The organism is Intestinibacter sp. (assembly GCF_022780145.1).
GTDB lineage: Bacteria > Bacillota > Clostridia > Peptostreptococcales > Peptostreptococcaceae > Intestinibacter.
This window is the reverse complement of record NZ_JALEXO010000133.1, coordinates 1-16,300: the sequence shown is the minus strand read 5'-3', so window position 1 is coordinate 16,300 and position 16,300 is coordinate 1. Positions and strand designations below refer to the sequence as shown.

The 16,300-nt window shown below is 30.0% G+C and carries 16 protein-coding genes; 1 reads left to right on the top strand and 15 read right to left on the bottom strand.

Going from position 1 to position 16,300, the window contains the following annotated elements:
* Positions 1–231: 231 nt before the first annotated feature.
* The 10 genes from MR593_RS05305 to MR593_RS05260 all read right to left on the bottom strand — a co-directional run bounded on the left by MR593_RS05305 (position 232) and on the right by MR593_RS05260 (position 10,887).
* Positions 232–597, bottom strand: a complete 366-nt coding sequence (locus MR593_RS05305; protein WP_290690526.1) for a PTS glucitol/sorbitol transporter subunit IIA — start codon at positions 595–597, stop codon at positions 232–234.
* Positions 598–877: 280 nt separating this feature from the next.
* The gene (srlE, locus tag MR593_RS05300; RefSeq protein WP_290690525.1) at positions 878–1,915 is read right to left on the bottom strand and encodes a PTS glucitol/sorbitol transporter subunit IIB; all 1,038 of its coding nucleotides are present in this window, start codon (positions 1,913–1,915) and stop codon (positions 878–880) included.
* A 61-nt stretch (positions 1,916–1,976) separates the two neighbouring features.
* A complete protein-coding gene (gene srlA / locus MR593_RS05295; RefSeq protein WP_290690523.1) occupies positions 1,977–2,525 on the bottom strand; it encodes a PTS glucitol/sorbitol transporter subunit IIC in 549 nt (182 codons plus the stop codon).
* Between the two features lie 15 nt (positions 2,526–2,540).
* Positions 2,541–2,987 (bottom strand): transcriptional regulator GutM, encoded by a 447-nt coding sequence (locus MR593_RS05290; protein WP_290690520.1) that lies wholly within the window; start codon positions 2,985–2,987, stop codon positions 2,541–2,543.
* Between the two features lie 17 nt (positions 2,988–3,004).
* Positions 3,005–4,936 (bottom strand): BglG family transcription antiterminator, encoded by a 1,932-nt coding sequence (locus tag MR593_RS05285; protein ID WP_290690517.1) that lies wholly within the window; start codon positions 4,934–4,936, stop codon positions 3,005–3,007.
* A 20-nt stretch (positions 4,937–4,956) separates the two neighbouring features.
* A complete protein-coding gene (locus MR593_RS05280; protein ID WP_290690515.1) occupies positions 4,957–5,778 on the bottom strand; it encodes an SDR family oxidoreductase in 822 nt (273 codons plus the stop codon).
* A gap of 346 nt (positions 5,779–6,124) precedes the next feature.
* Positions 6,125–6,964: a class II fructose-bisphosphate aldolase gene (locus tag MR593_RS05275; RefSeq protein WP_290690514.1), complete on the bottom strand. Its 840-nt coding sequence runs from the start codon at positions 6,962–6,964 to the stop codon at positions 6,125–6,127.
* A 38-nt stretch (positions 6,965–7,002) separates the two neighbouring features.
* Positions 7,003–8,286 (bottom strand): zinc-binding dehydrogenase, encoded by a 1,284-nt coding sequence (locus tag MR593_RS05270; protein ID WP_290690512.1) that lies wholly within the window; start codon positions 8,284–8,286, stop codon positions 7,003–7,005.
* A 137-nt stretch (positions 8,287–8,423) separates the two neighbouring features.
* Entirely contained in the window at positions 8,424–9,389 is a 966-nt protein-coding gene (locus tag MR593_RS05265; protein WP_290690510.1) for a sugar-binding transcriptional regulator, read from the bottom strand.
* Positions 9,390–9,702: 313 nt separating this feature from the next.
* Entirely contained in the window at positions 9,703–10,887 is a 1,185-nt protein-coding gene (locus tag MR593_RS05260) for a glycine C-acetyltransferase (RefSeq protein ID WP_290690507.1), read from the bottom strand.
* Positions 10,888–11,082: 195 nt separating this feature from the next.
* Between MR593_RS05260 and MR593_RS05255 the strand changes: the two genes are divergently transcribed.
* A complete protein-coding gene (locus MR593_RS05255) occupies positions 11,083–11,625 on the top strand; it encodes a biotin transporter BioY (RefSeq protein WP_290690505.1) in 543 nt (180 codons plus the stop codon).
* A 77-nt stretch (positions 11,626–11,702) separates the two neighbouring features.
* Here MR593_RS05255 and MR593_RS05250 read toward each other — a convergent pair whose 3' ends face one another.
* From MR593_RS05250 to pstC, 5 genes are all read right to left on the bottom strand, one after another.
* The gene (locus MR593_RS05250) at positions 11,703–12,437 is read right to left on the bottom strand and encodes a YoaK family protein (RefSeq protein ID WP_290690503.1); all 735 of its coding nucleotides are present in this window, start codon (positions 12,435–12,437) and stop codon (positions 11,703–11,705) included.
* A gap of 464 nt (positions 12,438–12,901) precedes the next feature.
* Complete coding sequence (phoU, locus tag MR593_RS05245) at positions 12,902–13,558, bottom strand: phosphate signaling complex protein PhoU (protein ID WP_290690501.1); 657 nt, start codon at positions 13,556–13,558, stop codon at positions 12,902–12,904.
* A gap of 55 nt (positions 13,559–13,613) precedes the next feature.
* Positions 13,614–14,375: a phosphate ABC transporter ATP-binding protein PstB gene (pstB, locus tag MR593_RS05240; RefSeq protein WP_290690498.1), complete on the bottom strand. Its 762-nt coding sequence runs from the start codon at positions 14,373–14,375 to the stop codon at positions 13,614–13,616.
* A 51-nt stretch (positions 14,376–14,426) separates the two neighbouring features.
* Complete coding sequence (gene pstA / locus MR593_RS05235) at positions 14,427–15,269, bottom strand: phosphate ABC transporter permease PstA (RefSeq protein ID WP_290690496.1); 843 nt, start codon at positions 15,267–15,269, stop codon at positions 14,427–14,429.
* A gap of 1 nt (position 15,270) precedes the next feature.
* Positions 15,271–16,188, bottom strand: a complete 918-nt coding sequence (pstC, locus tag MR593_RS05230) for a phosphate ABC transporter permease subunit PstC (RefSeq protein ID WP_290690493.1) — start codon at positions 16,186–16,188, stop codon at positions 15,271–15,273.
* Positions 16,189–16,300: the final 112 nt, after the last annotated feature.

Below are 16,300 nucleotides of genomic sequence, written 5' to 3'. Positions count from 1 at the left end.
GCAACTAATTTAAAATCTTTTAAAGTCGGAAGTTTCATTGCTTCTAATATAGTAATTGCCATAAGTTCCACTCCTTATCAAATACCTTTGCTACTTATTAATTATAGATTATATTTAAACATAATAAAACAACTCCCCGAAATATAAATCTCAAGAAGTTGTTCATATTAATAATATTTATGCCCTAATTCTGCAAAGTTATTCTACTTTATTTACTTATATTACTTTGAATTATTCAGTAACTATAGATATTTGAGTTCCGATGTCTAATTTTGGCATGTCAGCTTTTTCTACATTTATAGTTCCTGGTAATGTTGCTTCAGTTGATCCGTCAAATGAAATAGTAACGTGTCCTAAATTTTCAAGATTTCTTTGAGCTATTTCTCCTAAAGCTGTTATTTTGAATTTTGCTCCGTCTATAACTACGAATTGTCCTGGTTTGATTTCTTCTGTAGCTGCTTTAACATCTATGCAATAACAAAAATCCTTTAATGTATCTGGAGCATTGTCTCCAAATAATATAAACATTGATTCTCCTTCAAATGAATCTACTAATGCACCTTTACTTTTTACTTTGTTATCGTATATTACTGCCATAATAATACCCCCTATATTAAAATATTATTTATTTTTAATTTTTAATTTTCTATATTAGAAAAATACAATCTACCTATCTTTAACTAAATGATAACAGATAAACTATATTTTTATAATATAATATTGTAAATTTATACGTTTTATTATTCTTTATATCATTTAACATTTACCTAGGAAGTAAACATATATCTATTTACTTCCTAGTATCTTATTTTTTTAGTACACAACTTATTTAAAAAGGTTTTATCTAATATCTTTTAATTTTTCTAAACAGTATATCTTATTGATATAATCCTATTGAACAAACCCAAGCTATTAAAACTCTTGGTACACCAGTTAAGAAACGAGAGTATAATACTGCTGGAACCCCAACTTCAACTGTTTCTGGTTCTGCTTCTGCAAGACCTAAACCAACTGGAACGAAGTCACAAGCACATTGAGTATTTATTGCGAATAATGCAGGTAATGCAAGTGATGGAGCTATATTTCCTTTACCTATTTCAACACCTATTAAAGTACCTATAACTTGAGCTATAACTGCACCAGGTCCAAGTAATGGAGATAAGAATGGTAGTGAACAGATGAATCCTAATATTACAAGTCCTATACCATTTCCAGCAAGTGGAACCATTATCTTAGCGAACCAGTCACCTATACCAGATCCTTGAATTATACCTATTAGTAATGCAACGAATCCCATGAATGGTAAGATTGTATTTATCATTGTTTGTATTGCATCTCTAGCAGCTTGATAGAAAGTGTTTACTACTTTACCAGCAGCCATACCAACTCTAGTTATTATGCTCTTCTTTTCTTCTGCTGCTAATGTTTCAGATATTTTTTTGTCTGAGCTATATCTAAATTGTTTTTCTTCTTCTTTAGCTTCAGCTTTTACTTCTTCAGCTTTTGCTTCTTCTTTAACTTCTGTTTTTACTGCAGATCCTTCTGCTGGTTCTATTTCATCTAGACCAACTGCTGATACATATATATCTTCTGTTATGAATTTAGCAAGTGGGCCACTTTTTCCTACTGGCATTACGTTTATTGTAGGTATTCCTTTTTGTGGGTATATACCACATCTAAGTGTTCCACCACAGTCTATTATTACTAGGAAAATTTGTTCTTCAGGAACTGATGTTTTAAATCCATTAACTGCTTCACAACCAGTAAGTTCTACTATTTTATCAACTATATCTGGTTTTGCTCCCCCACCAGTTATATAAAGTAATATATTTTTTTCTTCTGTTGGTTGAACTGTTAAAGGTCCACCAAATCCACCTGATCCTTTACATATTTTAATTGCATTATATTTAGACATTTATTTATTCCTCCCTAATTGTTACAACATAAATTCTATATTTCAAATTTTACTTAAAATCCTATGCTTCTTTTAATTCATTGCTTAATTCTATTCCTTGTTGTTTCATAACCATCTTAGTAGTGAAATCTGTTGCCCATCCACTTAAGAAGTTACATACTAAACCAACTAACATATATCTTACTGCAAGTGGCATGTAGCTTAATCCTAATGTTGTTATACCATTTGCTATTCCTAAGAATATAAATACTTCACCTGGATTGATGTGTGGGAATACACCACTACTTGTATGACAGAAATATGAAGCTGATGCATAATAACTTGGTTTGATTCTTTCTGGCATAAATCTACCAAGTGATAAAGCCATTGGGTTACCTAACATAAATGCTCCTAAGAATGGAACTACCATGTATCTTAATATAGGGTTCTTTGCTGACATCTTAGCAAATTTGTTTATTCTGTTTTGACCTATTAATGCTATTAAAGTATTCATTGCTATAAGTAGTAATAATACTTTTGGAACTATACTTCCTACCCATCCTACAAAAGTATCAGCACCTACTGTAAATAAATTCATAAACCCTTCAGCGAAACTAACTATTAAATCCATACTATTTTCCTCCTCTTATTTTTGAGTTGCTAAATTTTTTATTGAACCTGTAAGTCTTCCTAATGGACTTTGTGGTTCTTCAACTTCACCACCGCTCATTATTACGTTGTAGTTAGAAGAGGCTTCAAGTATTGCAGCTTGCACTTGTTTTGGAAATCCCTTTGCATCTTCTTTTGTTAATGTCGCTACATTTAGACCTTCAAAACCTTTTAATTTTTTAAATTTTGCAAGTACTGTCACACCTGACATATATGAGCTATCTAATATAATACCATTATCGTCTACCGCAAACATTACAATTGAGCCTGCTTTAAAAGCTCCTTTTTTCTTTCCAATAGCTACTTTTCCTTTTTTTCTAAGCTGTCCAAAGTTCTTTGTAAAACTCTTCATTTGGATCATGCCAAGTGCGTATTGCGCTAAGAACGCTACACCAAAACAAATTAATAAAAACCAAAAGTTCATGCTCTCTTCTCCCTTCATTAATTAAATATTTTATCTTGTTTTATGAAATACAGTAATAATTCTTTATAGTCTTTTACCTTCGAAATATTTTCAACGATTTCTTTATCTTTAGCAATAGCTATTATCTCATCGTAAATCTTAACCAATACTGAATCATCTTTTTCATCGCTATCTGGTATTGCTAATAAAAATACAACCTTTAAATCATCAGATTTTTTTTTCTTATCCTCATCTGAAAATACCCCTATAGCAAATACTATTTTATCTGTTTCATAATTTATAGCATGTGGTAAAGCTATATTTTCATCAAAAACCATCGTCGATTTTGATTCTCTTATGTGAATTCTTTCTTTAAAGCCTTCATCTACACAACCTGCTTCATAAAGGCTATCTATCATAAAATCTACATTTTTTGTGTAAGATTTATTTCTATCTAGTACGAAAAACTTTTCTTCATCTAATAAGCTAAGTACCAAGGATTCCATTCCTTGTAGCATTGGAATGTCTAGTTTTTCTGTATATCTTACACTTTCAATCTTGTTTTTAAGCTGATTTTCATCAAATATTTCTTTTAAATGAATAATAGGTGTAATTGTATCACACTCAAATTTGATTGTTGATAAAACTAAATCGTATTTATCCAGAATTTCCTTATTTACTTGACTATCTGAAAACATATCTAGCTTAGTATCTATATCCACTATTTTTCTAAGCTGAGCAGCTATTAGTCTAGCTGTTATCTTGCCTGTTCCACATATAATTGCTATAGAACAGATTTTATTTTGCTCGTAAGTATTTTCAGAAATAAATACACTGAAGTAAACTGCTAAAAATCCCAACTCATCTTTAGATACCTTCTTTTTAGTTCTGTCCTCTATAAGCATTTTTGCTATCTCAGCTAACTTATAAGGAACCATATATTTTTCTTTTATCTCGTCTAGAACTGGATTTTTAATTTTTATTCCGTATTTAAGTCTATTTAACATAAAGCTTATATGATATGTAAATTCATCTAGAAGATTTCCTGGAGTAATTGTAATATCCATCTCCAACTTAATTAGCTCTATTATATCTAAGACTAAATTTATAACCTCGTCTGTTATTTCTAGATTTTTAACTCTGTCTATATCCATAGGTGTTCTCATTCCTACAATAGGAAGTGTCATAAACACTCTTTCATTATCTGGAATTGTTAATCCAAATAACTCCTCTAGTCTATCTGATATATCATTTGCTATTTTAATTTGCTTTGTATATATTAAATCTTCATATGTTTCATTCAGCATAGATATTGGATGTCCATTTACTAGTCTATCTATAAGAACTGTTAAGAACTTTTTAATCTGACTTTTTGTACTGCTGTCTAGATTCATTTCTGTAAAAATTTTATTTAATGTCTCTTGTACATCGTAGTCCAAATCGTGATCTTTATATATTTCTTCATATAAATTCTCTATTACAAAAATTCTTATGTCAATTTCTTCCCCCTGTAAGACTAAACCAGTATTTGTTTTACCAACTATTTTTATATTATATTTACTAAGTATTTCCCTTGTCTTTTTCAAATCTCCTACTAGAGTTGTTCGACCTATGCTCATCTCGTAAGCTAAATCCTCGGTTAAAACAGGCTTTTCGCTATTCATCAATTTCTTTATAACATATGCCATTCTCTTTTTAGGTGAGTTGAAGAAATCATCATGTAAATATAAATTTTCTTTTATCTTTTCAAATTCGTCTTGCTCAATTACATAAAGCTTGTATTTACCTAATTTTAATTGAATCAATGCATTTCCATCGAATATCTCATTTAATTCTTTGATGTCATTTTTTATACTCTTTGTACTTACATCTAATTTTTTTTCTAAATAATCCAAGGAGGCTGACCTTTTATGCTCTAGGATTTGCAATATTTTACATATTCTGTTGTCATTATTAAAATAATCACTCATCCTAAAACCCCCTTGTTTTATTATCCTCTAGTTTTTCCTCCAGCTACGTTTATTGTTACACCGTGTATATATCCTGCTCTTTCAGATGCTAAGAAACAAACTAAGTTAGCAACTTCTGAAAGTTTACCACTTCTACCTAATGGTGTAGTTGAAGTACTTTTGTATCCTTCTCTTAATTTTTCTACTGTTATATTTCTTGTATATGCTAATGCTTCTTCGTAAGCTAAAGTTCTAAGTCCTGTTGCTTCAAGTATTCCAGGTGCTACACCTACTACTCTAACTCCTTTAGGACCTAATTCTTTTGACCATGATCTTGTGAATGAGTTTACTGCATTTTTAGTTGCTGCGTATATACTTTGTCCTTGAGAACCTTCAAGACCACTTTCAGAAGACATATTGATTATTACCCCTGAACCTTTTTTAACCATTACTCTACCAGCTGCTTGAGCACATAGATAAACACCTTTTACGTTAACGCCCATAACTTTATCGTATATAGTTTCGTTTAATTCGTATTTGCTGTTTTCTTGTTTGTCATCAACTAGTAAACAAGGTATGTTAATTCCCGCATTGTTCACTATTACATCTACTGTTCCAAATTCTTCACAAACTTTTGCTACAGTTTCTTTTACATTTTCTGCATCACATACGTTTGTATTTAAGTAAAGCATTTTCCCACTATTTTCATTCATTTCGAATTCTGGAGCTTGTGGGTTTAAATCACATACTGCTACGTTTGCTCCACAGTTTAAAAATTCTTGTGCAACTGCTTTACCTATTCCAGATGCTGCTCCTGTTACTATAACTGATTTTCCTTCTAATCCTAACCAACTTGTTTCCATTAATCTTCACCCCTGTTTAATTATTTTTAAAGAGTTAAGCTCTTTTTTCTTATCTCTTTTCATCTTGATTAAATTATAAAAAATATTGGGGTTTTTATTAATGCATAGTTTTTCTTTTTTTTGGAAAAAGATTAAACAAATAAAAAAAGTATAGAATATATATTGTAAAATATACCCTATACTATAGTAAAAATTATCATATTTTTTTTATTTAAATCAATATTATTTTGTCTATACATTCGACTAGATTTATAGATTTTTTTCAATAAGTAAATATTCATATTAACATAAATCTAATCGACACCATAATAGAATATTGCTTTTTTAAGTATTTGTCAACAGTAAATTACTCTGATTTTTGTGTTTTTAATGCTTTGTAATATTGTTTTAGACAATCTTTTATTGCATCTTCCACTTCTACAGATAAACTATCGTATAATTTTTGACCTGCATTTTCTTTTAGATAAGCACTCGCAGCCTTTAATAAATCTGTACATATATTGACTTTGTTTATTCCGCCTTCTACACACTTATTTAGCTTATCTAATCCTGTTCCTGAGCTCCCATGAAGTACTAGTGGAATATCTACAACTTCTTTGATTTCTCCTAATCTCATATAGTCTATACTTGGAGCTTGTTTGTATTCGCCATGAGCAGTACCTATTGCAACTGCTAGAGAATCTATTCCTGTTTCTTTTATAAATCTAACTGCTTCTTCTGGTTTTGTATATAAATCGGCCTTTGTTTCTTCTATTCCTTCATCTGATCCATTTCCTACATGTCCTAGTTCTGCTTCTACGGTTACATTAAGTGGATGTGCGTATTCTACTATTTCTTTAGTTTTTTGTATATTTTCTTCTATTGGAAGCATTGATCCGTCGAACATAACTGATGTAAATCCAAGTGATATTGCTTTTTTAGCTACATCAATTGATGAACCGTGGTCTAGATGTAGAGCAACTGGTACATCTATATCTTTTAGATATAATTTACATAAATGTGCTACTTCTTCCATTGTTATAAATTTTTCGTGTGCTTCTGCCCATCCTATTATAAGTGGCATATGAAGTTCCTTACAAGTTTTTATAGCTGCCTTTAATGTATGTTGATCTACTGCATTGGCATGTGGTACTGCGTAGTTTTTGTCATTTGCTATTTGTAACATTTCTTTTGTATTTACTAACATTTTTATTTTTCCCCCCATATTATTTAAATTTTTAAATTTTATTGACATTTGCCGAAGTATTTAAGTAAGCATTGTTCTGCTTTTGCATTCCATAAGAAATTATTTTCTTTTACTACTTCGTATAAATCTTTAAATAAATCAGCATGTTTATTATTTTCGTCTTTAGATTTTGCTTCGAAGTCATCTATTGCAGTTAATTCTAAATCTATTCCTGTGTATATTATTTTTTTGCCACCTGGTATTTTAGGAAGGTTCAAAGTTGTGTCTATTACGCTGTCCATACCTCCTATATGAGTAAGCATAACTGCTGGATTTAATTTTCCTTCATCCGATAATTGTAGACATTCCTTCATATCATCTACATTTCCACCAGTAGTTCCCATTATATGAGCTGATTTATAATGTACATTGTAGAAGTTTACATTTGCTTGAAGTTTTTTATCGATTGGCCCTGAGAAGAAACTCAAGCAACCATCTTGTCCTAAAATTCTATCTGCCATTTCTATAACCTGTCTTACTGGAGCTAATACTACAACATCATCAAATCCGCCTTGTCCAGTTAAATCTATAAGCTTCTTTTCTGCATCTTCCTCTGTCATAGTGTTTACATAAGCTATTTCTACGCCTCTTTCTCTAGCATATTCTTCTGAAAATATAGATTTTGCCCTGTCTATTCTATCTTGATTTATATCTGTCACTACTAAAGTTGAAGGCTTTTTAGGTCCATTTAACATGTAGTCAATTGTTCCAAGCCCCATAGGTCCGCAACTTGCAAGTAAAGCACATTTTCCTCCATCTAATATACCCATTTTATGTTCGTATTTATATTTTTCTGTGTGGTACATTGCGTGTGCTCCACCTATTATACAACTGTATGGTTCTGAAAGTGATGCAGCATAAAATCCTCTACTGCTATCAAAAGGAATTATACATCCTCTTTCTATCGCTTTATTTGGAATTATTATATAAGTTGCAACTCCTCCACAATTTGCAAATGAATAACCAAAAGTTGCCATACTATTATCTATAAATGCTGCTGGTTGTATAGAAATGCTCTTTCCAACCGCATATTCTTTTTCCCATTTGCTTCCCACTTGTCTTATTACACCTGCTGTCTCGTGACCTACTATTATTGGATTTATATCTATATCATCGTTTACTCTCTCGTGTTCTGCACCTAATTTACATTCTTTATAAGTAGACATACATACGCTATCTGTTACTACTTCTATTAAAATTTCATCGTCTTTTATTTCAGGTAATTCAAACTCTTCTAAACGTAAATCATTTTTTCCATAAAGTCTAACTGCTTTTGTTTTCATTTTTCTCTCCTTGTTACATTTTTTCATATATGAAATTTATTTCTTTATGTTTTTTATAATAATACACTTTTTCAAAAAAAGCAATAAAAAAGTGCACATTTTTTCATTATAGAAAATCTGTACACATTTTATTGCTTTTAAATTAATTTTTCAGCAGTTTCTCTATCTGTTATTAAAACATCGATTAAATGTCCTCTAAGTCCAGCCTTTATAGATTGAACCTTATGTTCTCCATAAGCTACACCTATCTTTAGTGGTATTTCTTTTAGTTCTTCTAAAGTAACACCTATTATTCTATCATCTAGCTCACTGTGAATTGGAGATCCATTTTTATCATAGGCACGACCAATAACTTCACCTACTGCATTTTTTTGTCTAAGCTTCTCGGCCATATCTTCTCCATCCTCCATAAGAACGAATAGAGATCCATTTTTATCTATAGGCCCCATTCCTAAAATAGCTACATCACATGTTTTAGCCTTATCAAGTACTCCCTTAACATCTGGTTCATTCATTATAACTTCTTTTGCTTTAGAATTAGATACTATCATCGGCGCAGATAAATTATAATTTTTCGCATTTATTAATTGACACATTTTTATGGCTAAAAAGTTAGAATATGTCAATCTAAGGGATTCTGACTTCTCATCAAATGAATTATTTGTACCTAAAAAAGGTATTACCTCAACTCCTTTTACGTTTACCGATTTATTATAACCCTCTGATTCAAATGTCATTATTAAATTTTTCATAGAACGTCCCCAGTTTATACCCAGCTTCATATTGTTTTTCAAAATTCTAGCTAGATACTCACTTGCTTGAACTGAAACTGCGTAATCCTTATTCATACCCTCAGTTTCCACAGCTATCAATACCTCTTTTAATCCAAACTCTTTTTCTATGGATTTTTCAAGCTCTATAGTATTTTCACTTGGGTAATTTATCTGTATTTTTACTATTCCTTCTTTTTTAGCCCTGCTTAAGGTTCTCGAAACAGTAGCCCTAGATATATTTAGTTTTTTTGAAATCGCATCTTGGCTCATCTCATCTTTATAGTACATATCGACAACTTTTATCATAAATCTTTCGTCTTTACTGCTCAATATTTTCACATCCCTATTTTCAATATATGATATTCTTTTGTTAATCTTAATTATATATAAAGCTGAAATTTATTGCAATATTGTACAAATGTCAAAAAAACAGGATATGGCAAACCATATCCTGTTAAAAAAGGAGTAACATTGAAAAAATTATCTAGCTTCTAAACTGCACAAACAGTCAGTTTAAACTTCTTCAAGTAAAATTCTACTTGAACTAACTAAATCTTATATTTAAAATATAATACTTAAACCTTAATTTAATATTACCTAATTATTAAGTTTTTATTAAAGTTTTGTTTATTGCATTTTTATATTATAATCCTAGCTCTTCTTTACATTCTTTAAATGCCTTTAATGCTAAATCTAAATCCTCTTTTGTATGGCATGCTGAAATTTGTGTTCTAATTCTAGCCTTTCCTTTAGGAACTACTGGATAATAGAAGCCTATTACATATATACCTTTTTCTAACATTTTTTGAGCAAATTTTTGAGCAACTAAAGAGTCTCCTAGCATAATAGGCACTATTGGATGCTCACTTTCGATTATATTTAATCCTATTTTTTTGATGCCTTCTCTGAAGTATTTTGTGTTTTCTTCTAGTCTATCTCTGTATTCTGTACTTCTTGAAAGAATTTCTAAAGTTTTTATACTAGCAGCTGCTATAGAAGGTGCTAATGTATTTGAGAATAGATATGGTCTTGATCTTTGTCTAAGTAAAGCTATTATTTCTTTTCTACCACTAGTATATCCACCACTAGCCCCACCTAGTGCTTTTCCTAATGTTCCTGTAATTATATCAACTCTTCCCATTACATTTCTGTATTCATGAGTTCCTCTACCATTTTTACCCATAAATCCTACTGCATGAGAATCGTCTACCATTACCATCGCGTTGTATTTTTCGGCTAAATCACATATTCCTTCTAAGTCAGCTATTATACCATCCATAGAGAAAACTCCGTCAGTAGCTATAACTTTATTTTTTGCTCCCTCTTGATCTGCTTTTATAAGCATTTCTTCTAGAGATTTCATGTCGTTGTTTTTATATCTATATTTTTTTGCCTTAGAAAGTCTGATACCATCTATTATACTAGCATGGTTTAATTCATCACTTATTATAGCATCTTCAGCAGTTGTTATAGTTTCGAATAAACCACCGTTTGCATCAAAGCATGAAGTGTATAATATTGTATCCTCTGTTTGTAAAAATTCACTTATTTTACCTTCTAATTCTTTATGTATTTCTTGTGTCCCACATATAAATCTAACTGATGATAATCCATATCCCCATTTATCGTAGCTTGCTTTTGCAGCGTCGATTATTTCTTGATTGTCTGCTAAACCTAGATAGTTATTTGCACACATATTTACTACTCCACTTGCTTGTGTAGTGTCTATTTTTGATTTTTGTGGAGTTGTTATAACTCTTTCATCCTTCCATAAACCACTTGATTTGATTTCATCTAATATCCCTTGATAATATCCACTATTGTACATAATAGCTCCCCTTTCAATTGCAGTATTCTTTCTACACATTTAGTATATCATAAGCATTTATATATAAAAAAATCTTTATCATTTTTTTCCAAAAACTATTGCAAAATTTTTTTTTTAGTGTAAAATCAATGTTAACTTACTAATTATTTTTAGTTAACATTAATTTAGGAGCAAAATTTTAGGAGGATATATTTTATGAAACTTTCAACTAGAGAAATTATTTTATGTGGTTTATTTGCAGCATTGATATCTGTATTTGCTCAAATATCTATTCCACTACCTTTTACAACTGTACCGCTTACACTACAAATATTCGGTATTGCTATAACTGGACTTATATTAGGGTATAAATGTGGATTTATAGCGACTTTAATATACTTAATCCTAGGAGGAATTGGAATTCCAGTATTCGCTCAATTTTCAGGAGGTGTAGGAGTTCTATTTGGACCAACTGGTGGATTTTTACTTGGATATCCTTTAATGGCATTTATAATAGGATATATTAAAGAAAAATTCAATTCTCATATTTTAACTGCTATTAGCATGGTTGTCGGATTAGCTATTGTATATGCATTTGGTACAATTATGTTCTCTTTTGTAACTGGAAATACAGTAATGCAAAGCCTATTTTATTGTGTAGTTCCTTTTGTATTAGTAGATTTATTAAAATTAGTTTTAGCTGATATAATTGGGGAAACTGTATGTAAGAGGGTATTTTCAAGTTTAAAATTTAACTAATAAAATAAAAAAGCGTATATTTTTTCATCAAAGAAAATTTATACGTTTTTTTAAATTTAACCTTTCGTACTATAAAATTATTCAAACTCCATTTTGTCATCTTCTATTTCATCATATTCTTCCAATTCGTTTAAAATATCTTTATCACATTTTTTAAACATGGCTATAAATACAATTAATAAAATAGCACTCGCAACTAATGTAGCCTTTTCTAAATATATATTAGTAAAAATACCACCTACACATGCTCCTATAATGAAAAAAATTATTATCCCATAAGCTTGAATGCTTGTTTTCATTTTTGATATATCTTTTTCTACAACTGATTTATATATATGTTCAGTACCTGTTCTTAAATTTCCTGTACACATTGTTGTAGCCATATTCAGTCCATTTATTTTTCTAAAAGCCTCCACCTGCATAGCACATACAAATGAAATAGATACGTTTACAACTACATCATAAACTCCAACTGGAACAAATGACATTATAAAAACAACTATTATTTCAGCCCCTATTATAATTTGTCTCCAGTGAAAAAAACTGTGTCTAGGCTTTGCTCTTTTTTTTATTATTTCCGTCAATATTACACCTGCTATAAAAGCTAATACAGGAACAAAATGATAAAAAGCTCCCTCAAAATCAGATTGTGCCAAAGACAATCCTACTAATACAATATTTCCAGTTTGTGCATTAGAGAAAACTTGGCCTCTACATATATAAGTATATACATCTAAAAATCCTCCTACTATAGCAAGCAATGCACCTAATTTAAATGATTCTGACATTTGTTTTTCATGTTCATTTTTCATATATAATCTTCCTCCACTTTTTTATAGTATATTAGGAAACCATATTTATTTAAATATTTTTGCTAAATATAATTTCCGTCATATATCTAAAAATTTATATAATTAAACTTTAGAATTATAATCTTCCAATATTTAGTATAACACTATAATCTATAATATAAAAATTTTATCAAAATTAAACATGTCTAGCATCAAAGTTAATCTCAATAATACAATTTAAATTTAAATAATTATAAGAAAATCTTTATCCTAAAGATCCATAATGTTGATTTTCTTGAAATGCATGACGGAAATTATATTTATCCACAATTTCAAAGGAATATAATTTCCTATGCATTATAAAAAAGGAATTATCGATACATCAAAACATATCAATAATTCCCTTTTACATATATATTTTAGTTGATTGGTTAAAAGAATATATTTTTTATATTGTATTATATTACTACTCATAATATAATTTTTTACCCTATTTCAATCATTTTACCATTTCTTGCGTATATGATTTTTTCGCATACATTAGTAATATGATCTCCAATTCTTTCTAAATATCTTCCTACAAACAAAAGCTTTACACCTTGATTTATATTTTGTTCTGGATTTTCATGCATAACTCTCAAGCAATCTTCTCTTACTTTGTAGTAAAGAACGTCGATTTCATTGTCTATAAGAGCTACCTTATATGCTAAATCTACATCTTGATTTATAAAAGCAGTCTTTAAATTTCTAAACATATCTAAACAATGCTCAGTCATCTTTGGTATATCGACTAATTCCTTTATATAGTCCTCTCCTGCAATTGTCACTACTTCTGAAGCTATATTTGCTGCATAGTCTCCAATTCTTTCTAATTCAGTTGATATATCAGATAAAGCGTATATTTCTCTTAAATCTTTTGCCATAGGTTGTTTTAAAGCCATTAATTCTATACTTCTATCTCTAATATATTCTCTCAATATATCTATATCATCATCATTATTTATAACCTTTTTTGCTAAATCTACATCCTTATTAATCATGCTTTTAACAGATAATTCTATAGCTTCTTCGCATTTATCCATCATTCTATTTATATATTCTTTTAAAGTTTTTATATTCATCTCTAAATTTGTACTTGCCATCTTATATCTCCTTAAACTATAGTTTGTAATACTGAAATTTGAATTATTCTAAATTTTAACCGAATCTTCCTGTTATATAATCCTCTGTACGTTTATCTTGTGGCACTGTGAATATTTCTTTAGTGTTGTTGAATTCTATTAATTCACCATTTAGGAAAAATCCTGTTTTGTCTGAAATACGTGCAGCTTGTTGCATATTATGTGTAACTATTACTATAGTGTATTGATTTTTTAAAGTTGACATTAATTCTTCTACTTTAGAAGTTGATATTGGATCTAGCGCTGATGTAGGTTCATCCATTAGTATAACATCTGGCTTCATAGCTATAGTTCTCGCTATGCAAACACGTTGTTGTTGTCCTCCTGATAAACCTAGTGCTGGTGATTTTAGTCTGTCCTTTACTTCATCCCAAATTGCAGCTCCCTTTAAACTTTCTTCTACTATTTTATCTAATTCTTTTTTGTCTTTTATCCCTTGGTTTCTTGGTCCGTAAGCTACGTTATCGTATATACTCATTGGGAATAAGTTCGCCTTTTGGAATACCATACCTACTCTAGTTCTAAGGCTTATTACATCATTAGTTGTAAGTACTTCTTCGTCTCCCATATATATTTTTCCGTTTATTTTTACACAGTCTATTAAGTCATTCATTCTATTTAAGCATCTTAAAAATGTAGATTTTCCACATCCTGAAGGTCCTATTAGAGCAGTTACTTCATTTTCTCTTATATCCATGTTGATTCCTTTTAGAGCTTGCTTTTCTCCATAGTATAAGTCTAAGTCGTTTACTCTTATTTTAACGTTGTTTTCACTCATATCTATTCTCCTTAATTTTTATTAATATCTATATTGATCAATTATTTCTTTTTAATAATTTGCTTTGTTTAACTTTTTAGCCACTAGCTTAGCTATAGTGTTTAGTGCAAATACTATTACTATAAGTACTAGACCAACACCGCATGCAGTTTGTATATCTCCTGTTTCTTTAGTCAATAAGTATGCATGTACTGTAAGTGTTCTGGCACTATCAAATACTGTAAGTGGCATTTTTGCTACTGTTCCAGCTGTTAATAAAATCGCCGCTGATTCACCGATTACACGACCTATTGATAAGATCACTCCTGAAAGTATTCCAGGTATTGCACTTGGTAGGATTACCTTGTAAAGTGTTTGAAACTTAGTAGCTCCAAGTCCTAGAGATGCTTCTCTATAAGTTTGTGGTACAGTTTTTAGAGCTTCTTCTGTAGAACGTATTATTGTTGGAAGTATTATAATCGCTACTGTTAAACCACCTGATAATATTGAATATTGGAATTTTAATGCTACTACAAAGAATATTCCCCCGAATAATCCATATACTATTGATGGTATACCTGCTAGACATTCTGTAGCAAATCTTATAACTCTTACTATTTTACCTTGCTTAGCGTACTCTTGTAAGTAAACTGCGGCAAGTATACCTATTGGTGTAGCTACTAATATTGATACTAAAACCATATACACTGTTGTAATTATCATTGGAAGTATTCCACCATCTCCACTTGCTGAATAATCACTAAATAAGAAGTTTAAATTGATTTTTCCCATTCCTTTTATAAATATAAATCCAACTATCACTACTAGTATTCCTACTGTTATAATAGCTGATAAATATACTAGGGAAACTAATAAATTATCTTTATTTTTTCTCGCCTTTAAATTATTTTCCATTTTATTCTACTCCTTTAGAAGTTAATTTAGTTAATACTAAATTTATAATTATTATGAATATGAAAAGCACAACCCCTGTTGCAAATAACATTTCTTGATGTGTACCTGCTGCGTATCCCATTTCTAGAGCTATATTTGTTGTAAGTGGTCTTACACTGTCTAGAATTGATGTTGGAAATGCTGTTGAGTTACCTGCTACTAGTATTACTGCCATTGTTTCACCTAATGCTCTACCTATACCTAGGATTACACCTGCTAGTATTCCTGATTTAGCTGCTGGCACTGTTACCTTAAATATTGTTTCTATTTTTGATGCTCCTAATGCTAAAGATCCTTCTTTGTATGCTTTAGGTACTGCTCTTATTGATGTTTCTGATAATGAAATTATTGTTGGAAGCATCATTATCGCTAATACGAAAATTACTGCTAATAAGCTTTGTCCTTTAGGAAGATTTAATACAGTTTGTATTGCTGGTACAATAATTGCTAACCCGAATATACCGTAAAGAACTGATGGTATACCTGCTAGAAGTTCTACTGCTGTTGAAATTATTTTTGCATATCTTTTAGGACAAATTTCTGCTATAAATATTGCTGCAAGTATTCCAACTGGAACACCTATTATCAAAGCTCCTATTGTAGCTACTATAGAAGTTACTATCATAGAACCTATGCCGAATTTTTGAGATCCTGGCAACCATTCAGTTCCAAATATAAAATCTACAAATGAATATCCTTCTGTTATGAAAGGCATTAAACCTTTATAAAATACAAACCCTATTATAAGTAATAAACTTATAACTGCTACTAAAGCACTTATCATAAATATTTTTTCTGTAACAGCTTCTATTATATACTTACTTCTATTTTTATTAGATGAGTTACTTTCATTTACATTGATTGATTCAGTTTTTTCCAATCTAAGCTCCTCCTTTTTAAAACGGAGTGCTACAAAATGCTATCTAGTATCTTTTGCAACACTCCAAACTATCTTCAATAATTTATTTAATTTCTATTTTTCATTTATACTC

What these genes read in the sequence shown, in the direction of transcription:
- MR593_RS05305 (WP_290690526.1), bottom strand. Translation starts at nt 597, where the DNA reads ATGGCAGTAATATACGATAACAAAGTAAAAAGTAAAGGTGCATTAGTA.
- srlE (WP_290690525.1), bottom strand. Translation starts at nt 1,915, where the DNA reads ATGTCTAAATATAATGCAATTAAAATATGTAAAGGATCAGGTGGATTT.
- srlA (WP_290690523.1), bottom strand. Translation starts at nt 2,525, where the DNA reads ATGGATTTAATAGTTAGTTTCGCTGAAGGGTTTATGAATTTATTTACA.
- MR593_RS05290 (WP_290690520.1), bottom strand. Translation starts at nt 2,987, where the DNA reads ATGAACTTTTGGTTTTTATTAATTTGTTTTGGTGTAGCGTTCTTAGCG.
- MR593_RS05285 (WP_290690517.1), bottom strand. Translation starts at nt 4,936, where the DNA reads ATGAGTGATTATTTTAATAATGACAACAGAATATGTAAAATATTGCAA.
- MR593_RS05280 (WP_290690515.1), bottom strand. Translation starts at nt 5,778, where the DNA reads ATGGAAACAAGTTGGTTAGGATTAGAAGGAAAATCAGTTATAGTAACA.
- MR593_RS05275 (WP_290690514.1), bottom strand. Translation starts at nt 6,964, where the DNA reads ATGTTAGTAAATACAAAAGAAATGTTACAAATAGCAAATGACAAAAAC.
- MR593_RS05270 (WP_290690512.1), bottom strand. Translation starts at nt 8,286, where the DNA reads ATGAAAACAAAAGCAGTTAGACTTTATGGAAAAAATGATTTACGTTTA.
- MR593_RS05260 (WP_290690507.1), bottom strand. Translation starts at nt 10,887, where the DNA reads ATGTACAATAGTGGATATTATCAAGGGATATTAGATGAAATCAAATCA.
- MR593_RS05255 (WP_290690505.1), top strand. Translation starts at nt 11,083, where the DNA reads ATGAAACTTTCAACTAGAGAAATTATTTTATGTGGTTTATTTGCAGCA.
- MR593_RS05250 (WP_290690503.1), bottom strand. Translation starts at nt 12,437, where the DNA reads ATGAAAAATGAACATGAAAAACAAATGTCAGAATCATTTAAATTAGGT.
- phoU (WP_290690501.1), bottom strand. Translation starts at nt 13,558, where the DNA reads ATGGCAAGTACAAATTTAGAGATGAATATAAAAACTTTAAAAGAATAT.
- pstB (WP_290690498.1), bottom strand. Translation starts at nt 14,375, where the DNA reads ATGAGTGAAAACAACGTTAAAATAAGAGTAAACGACTTAGACTTATAC.
- pstA (WP_290690496.1), bottom strand. Translation starts at nt 15,269, where the DNA reads ATGGAAAATAATTTAAAGGCGAGAAAAAATAAAGATAATTTATTAGTT.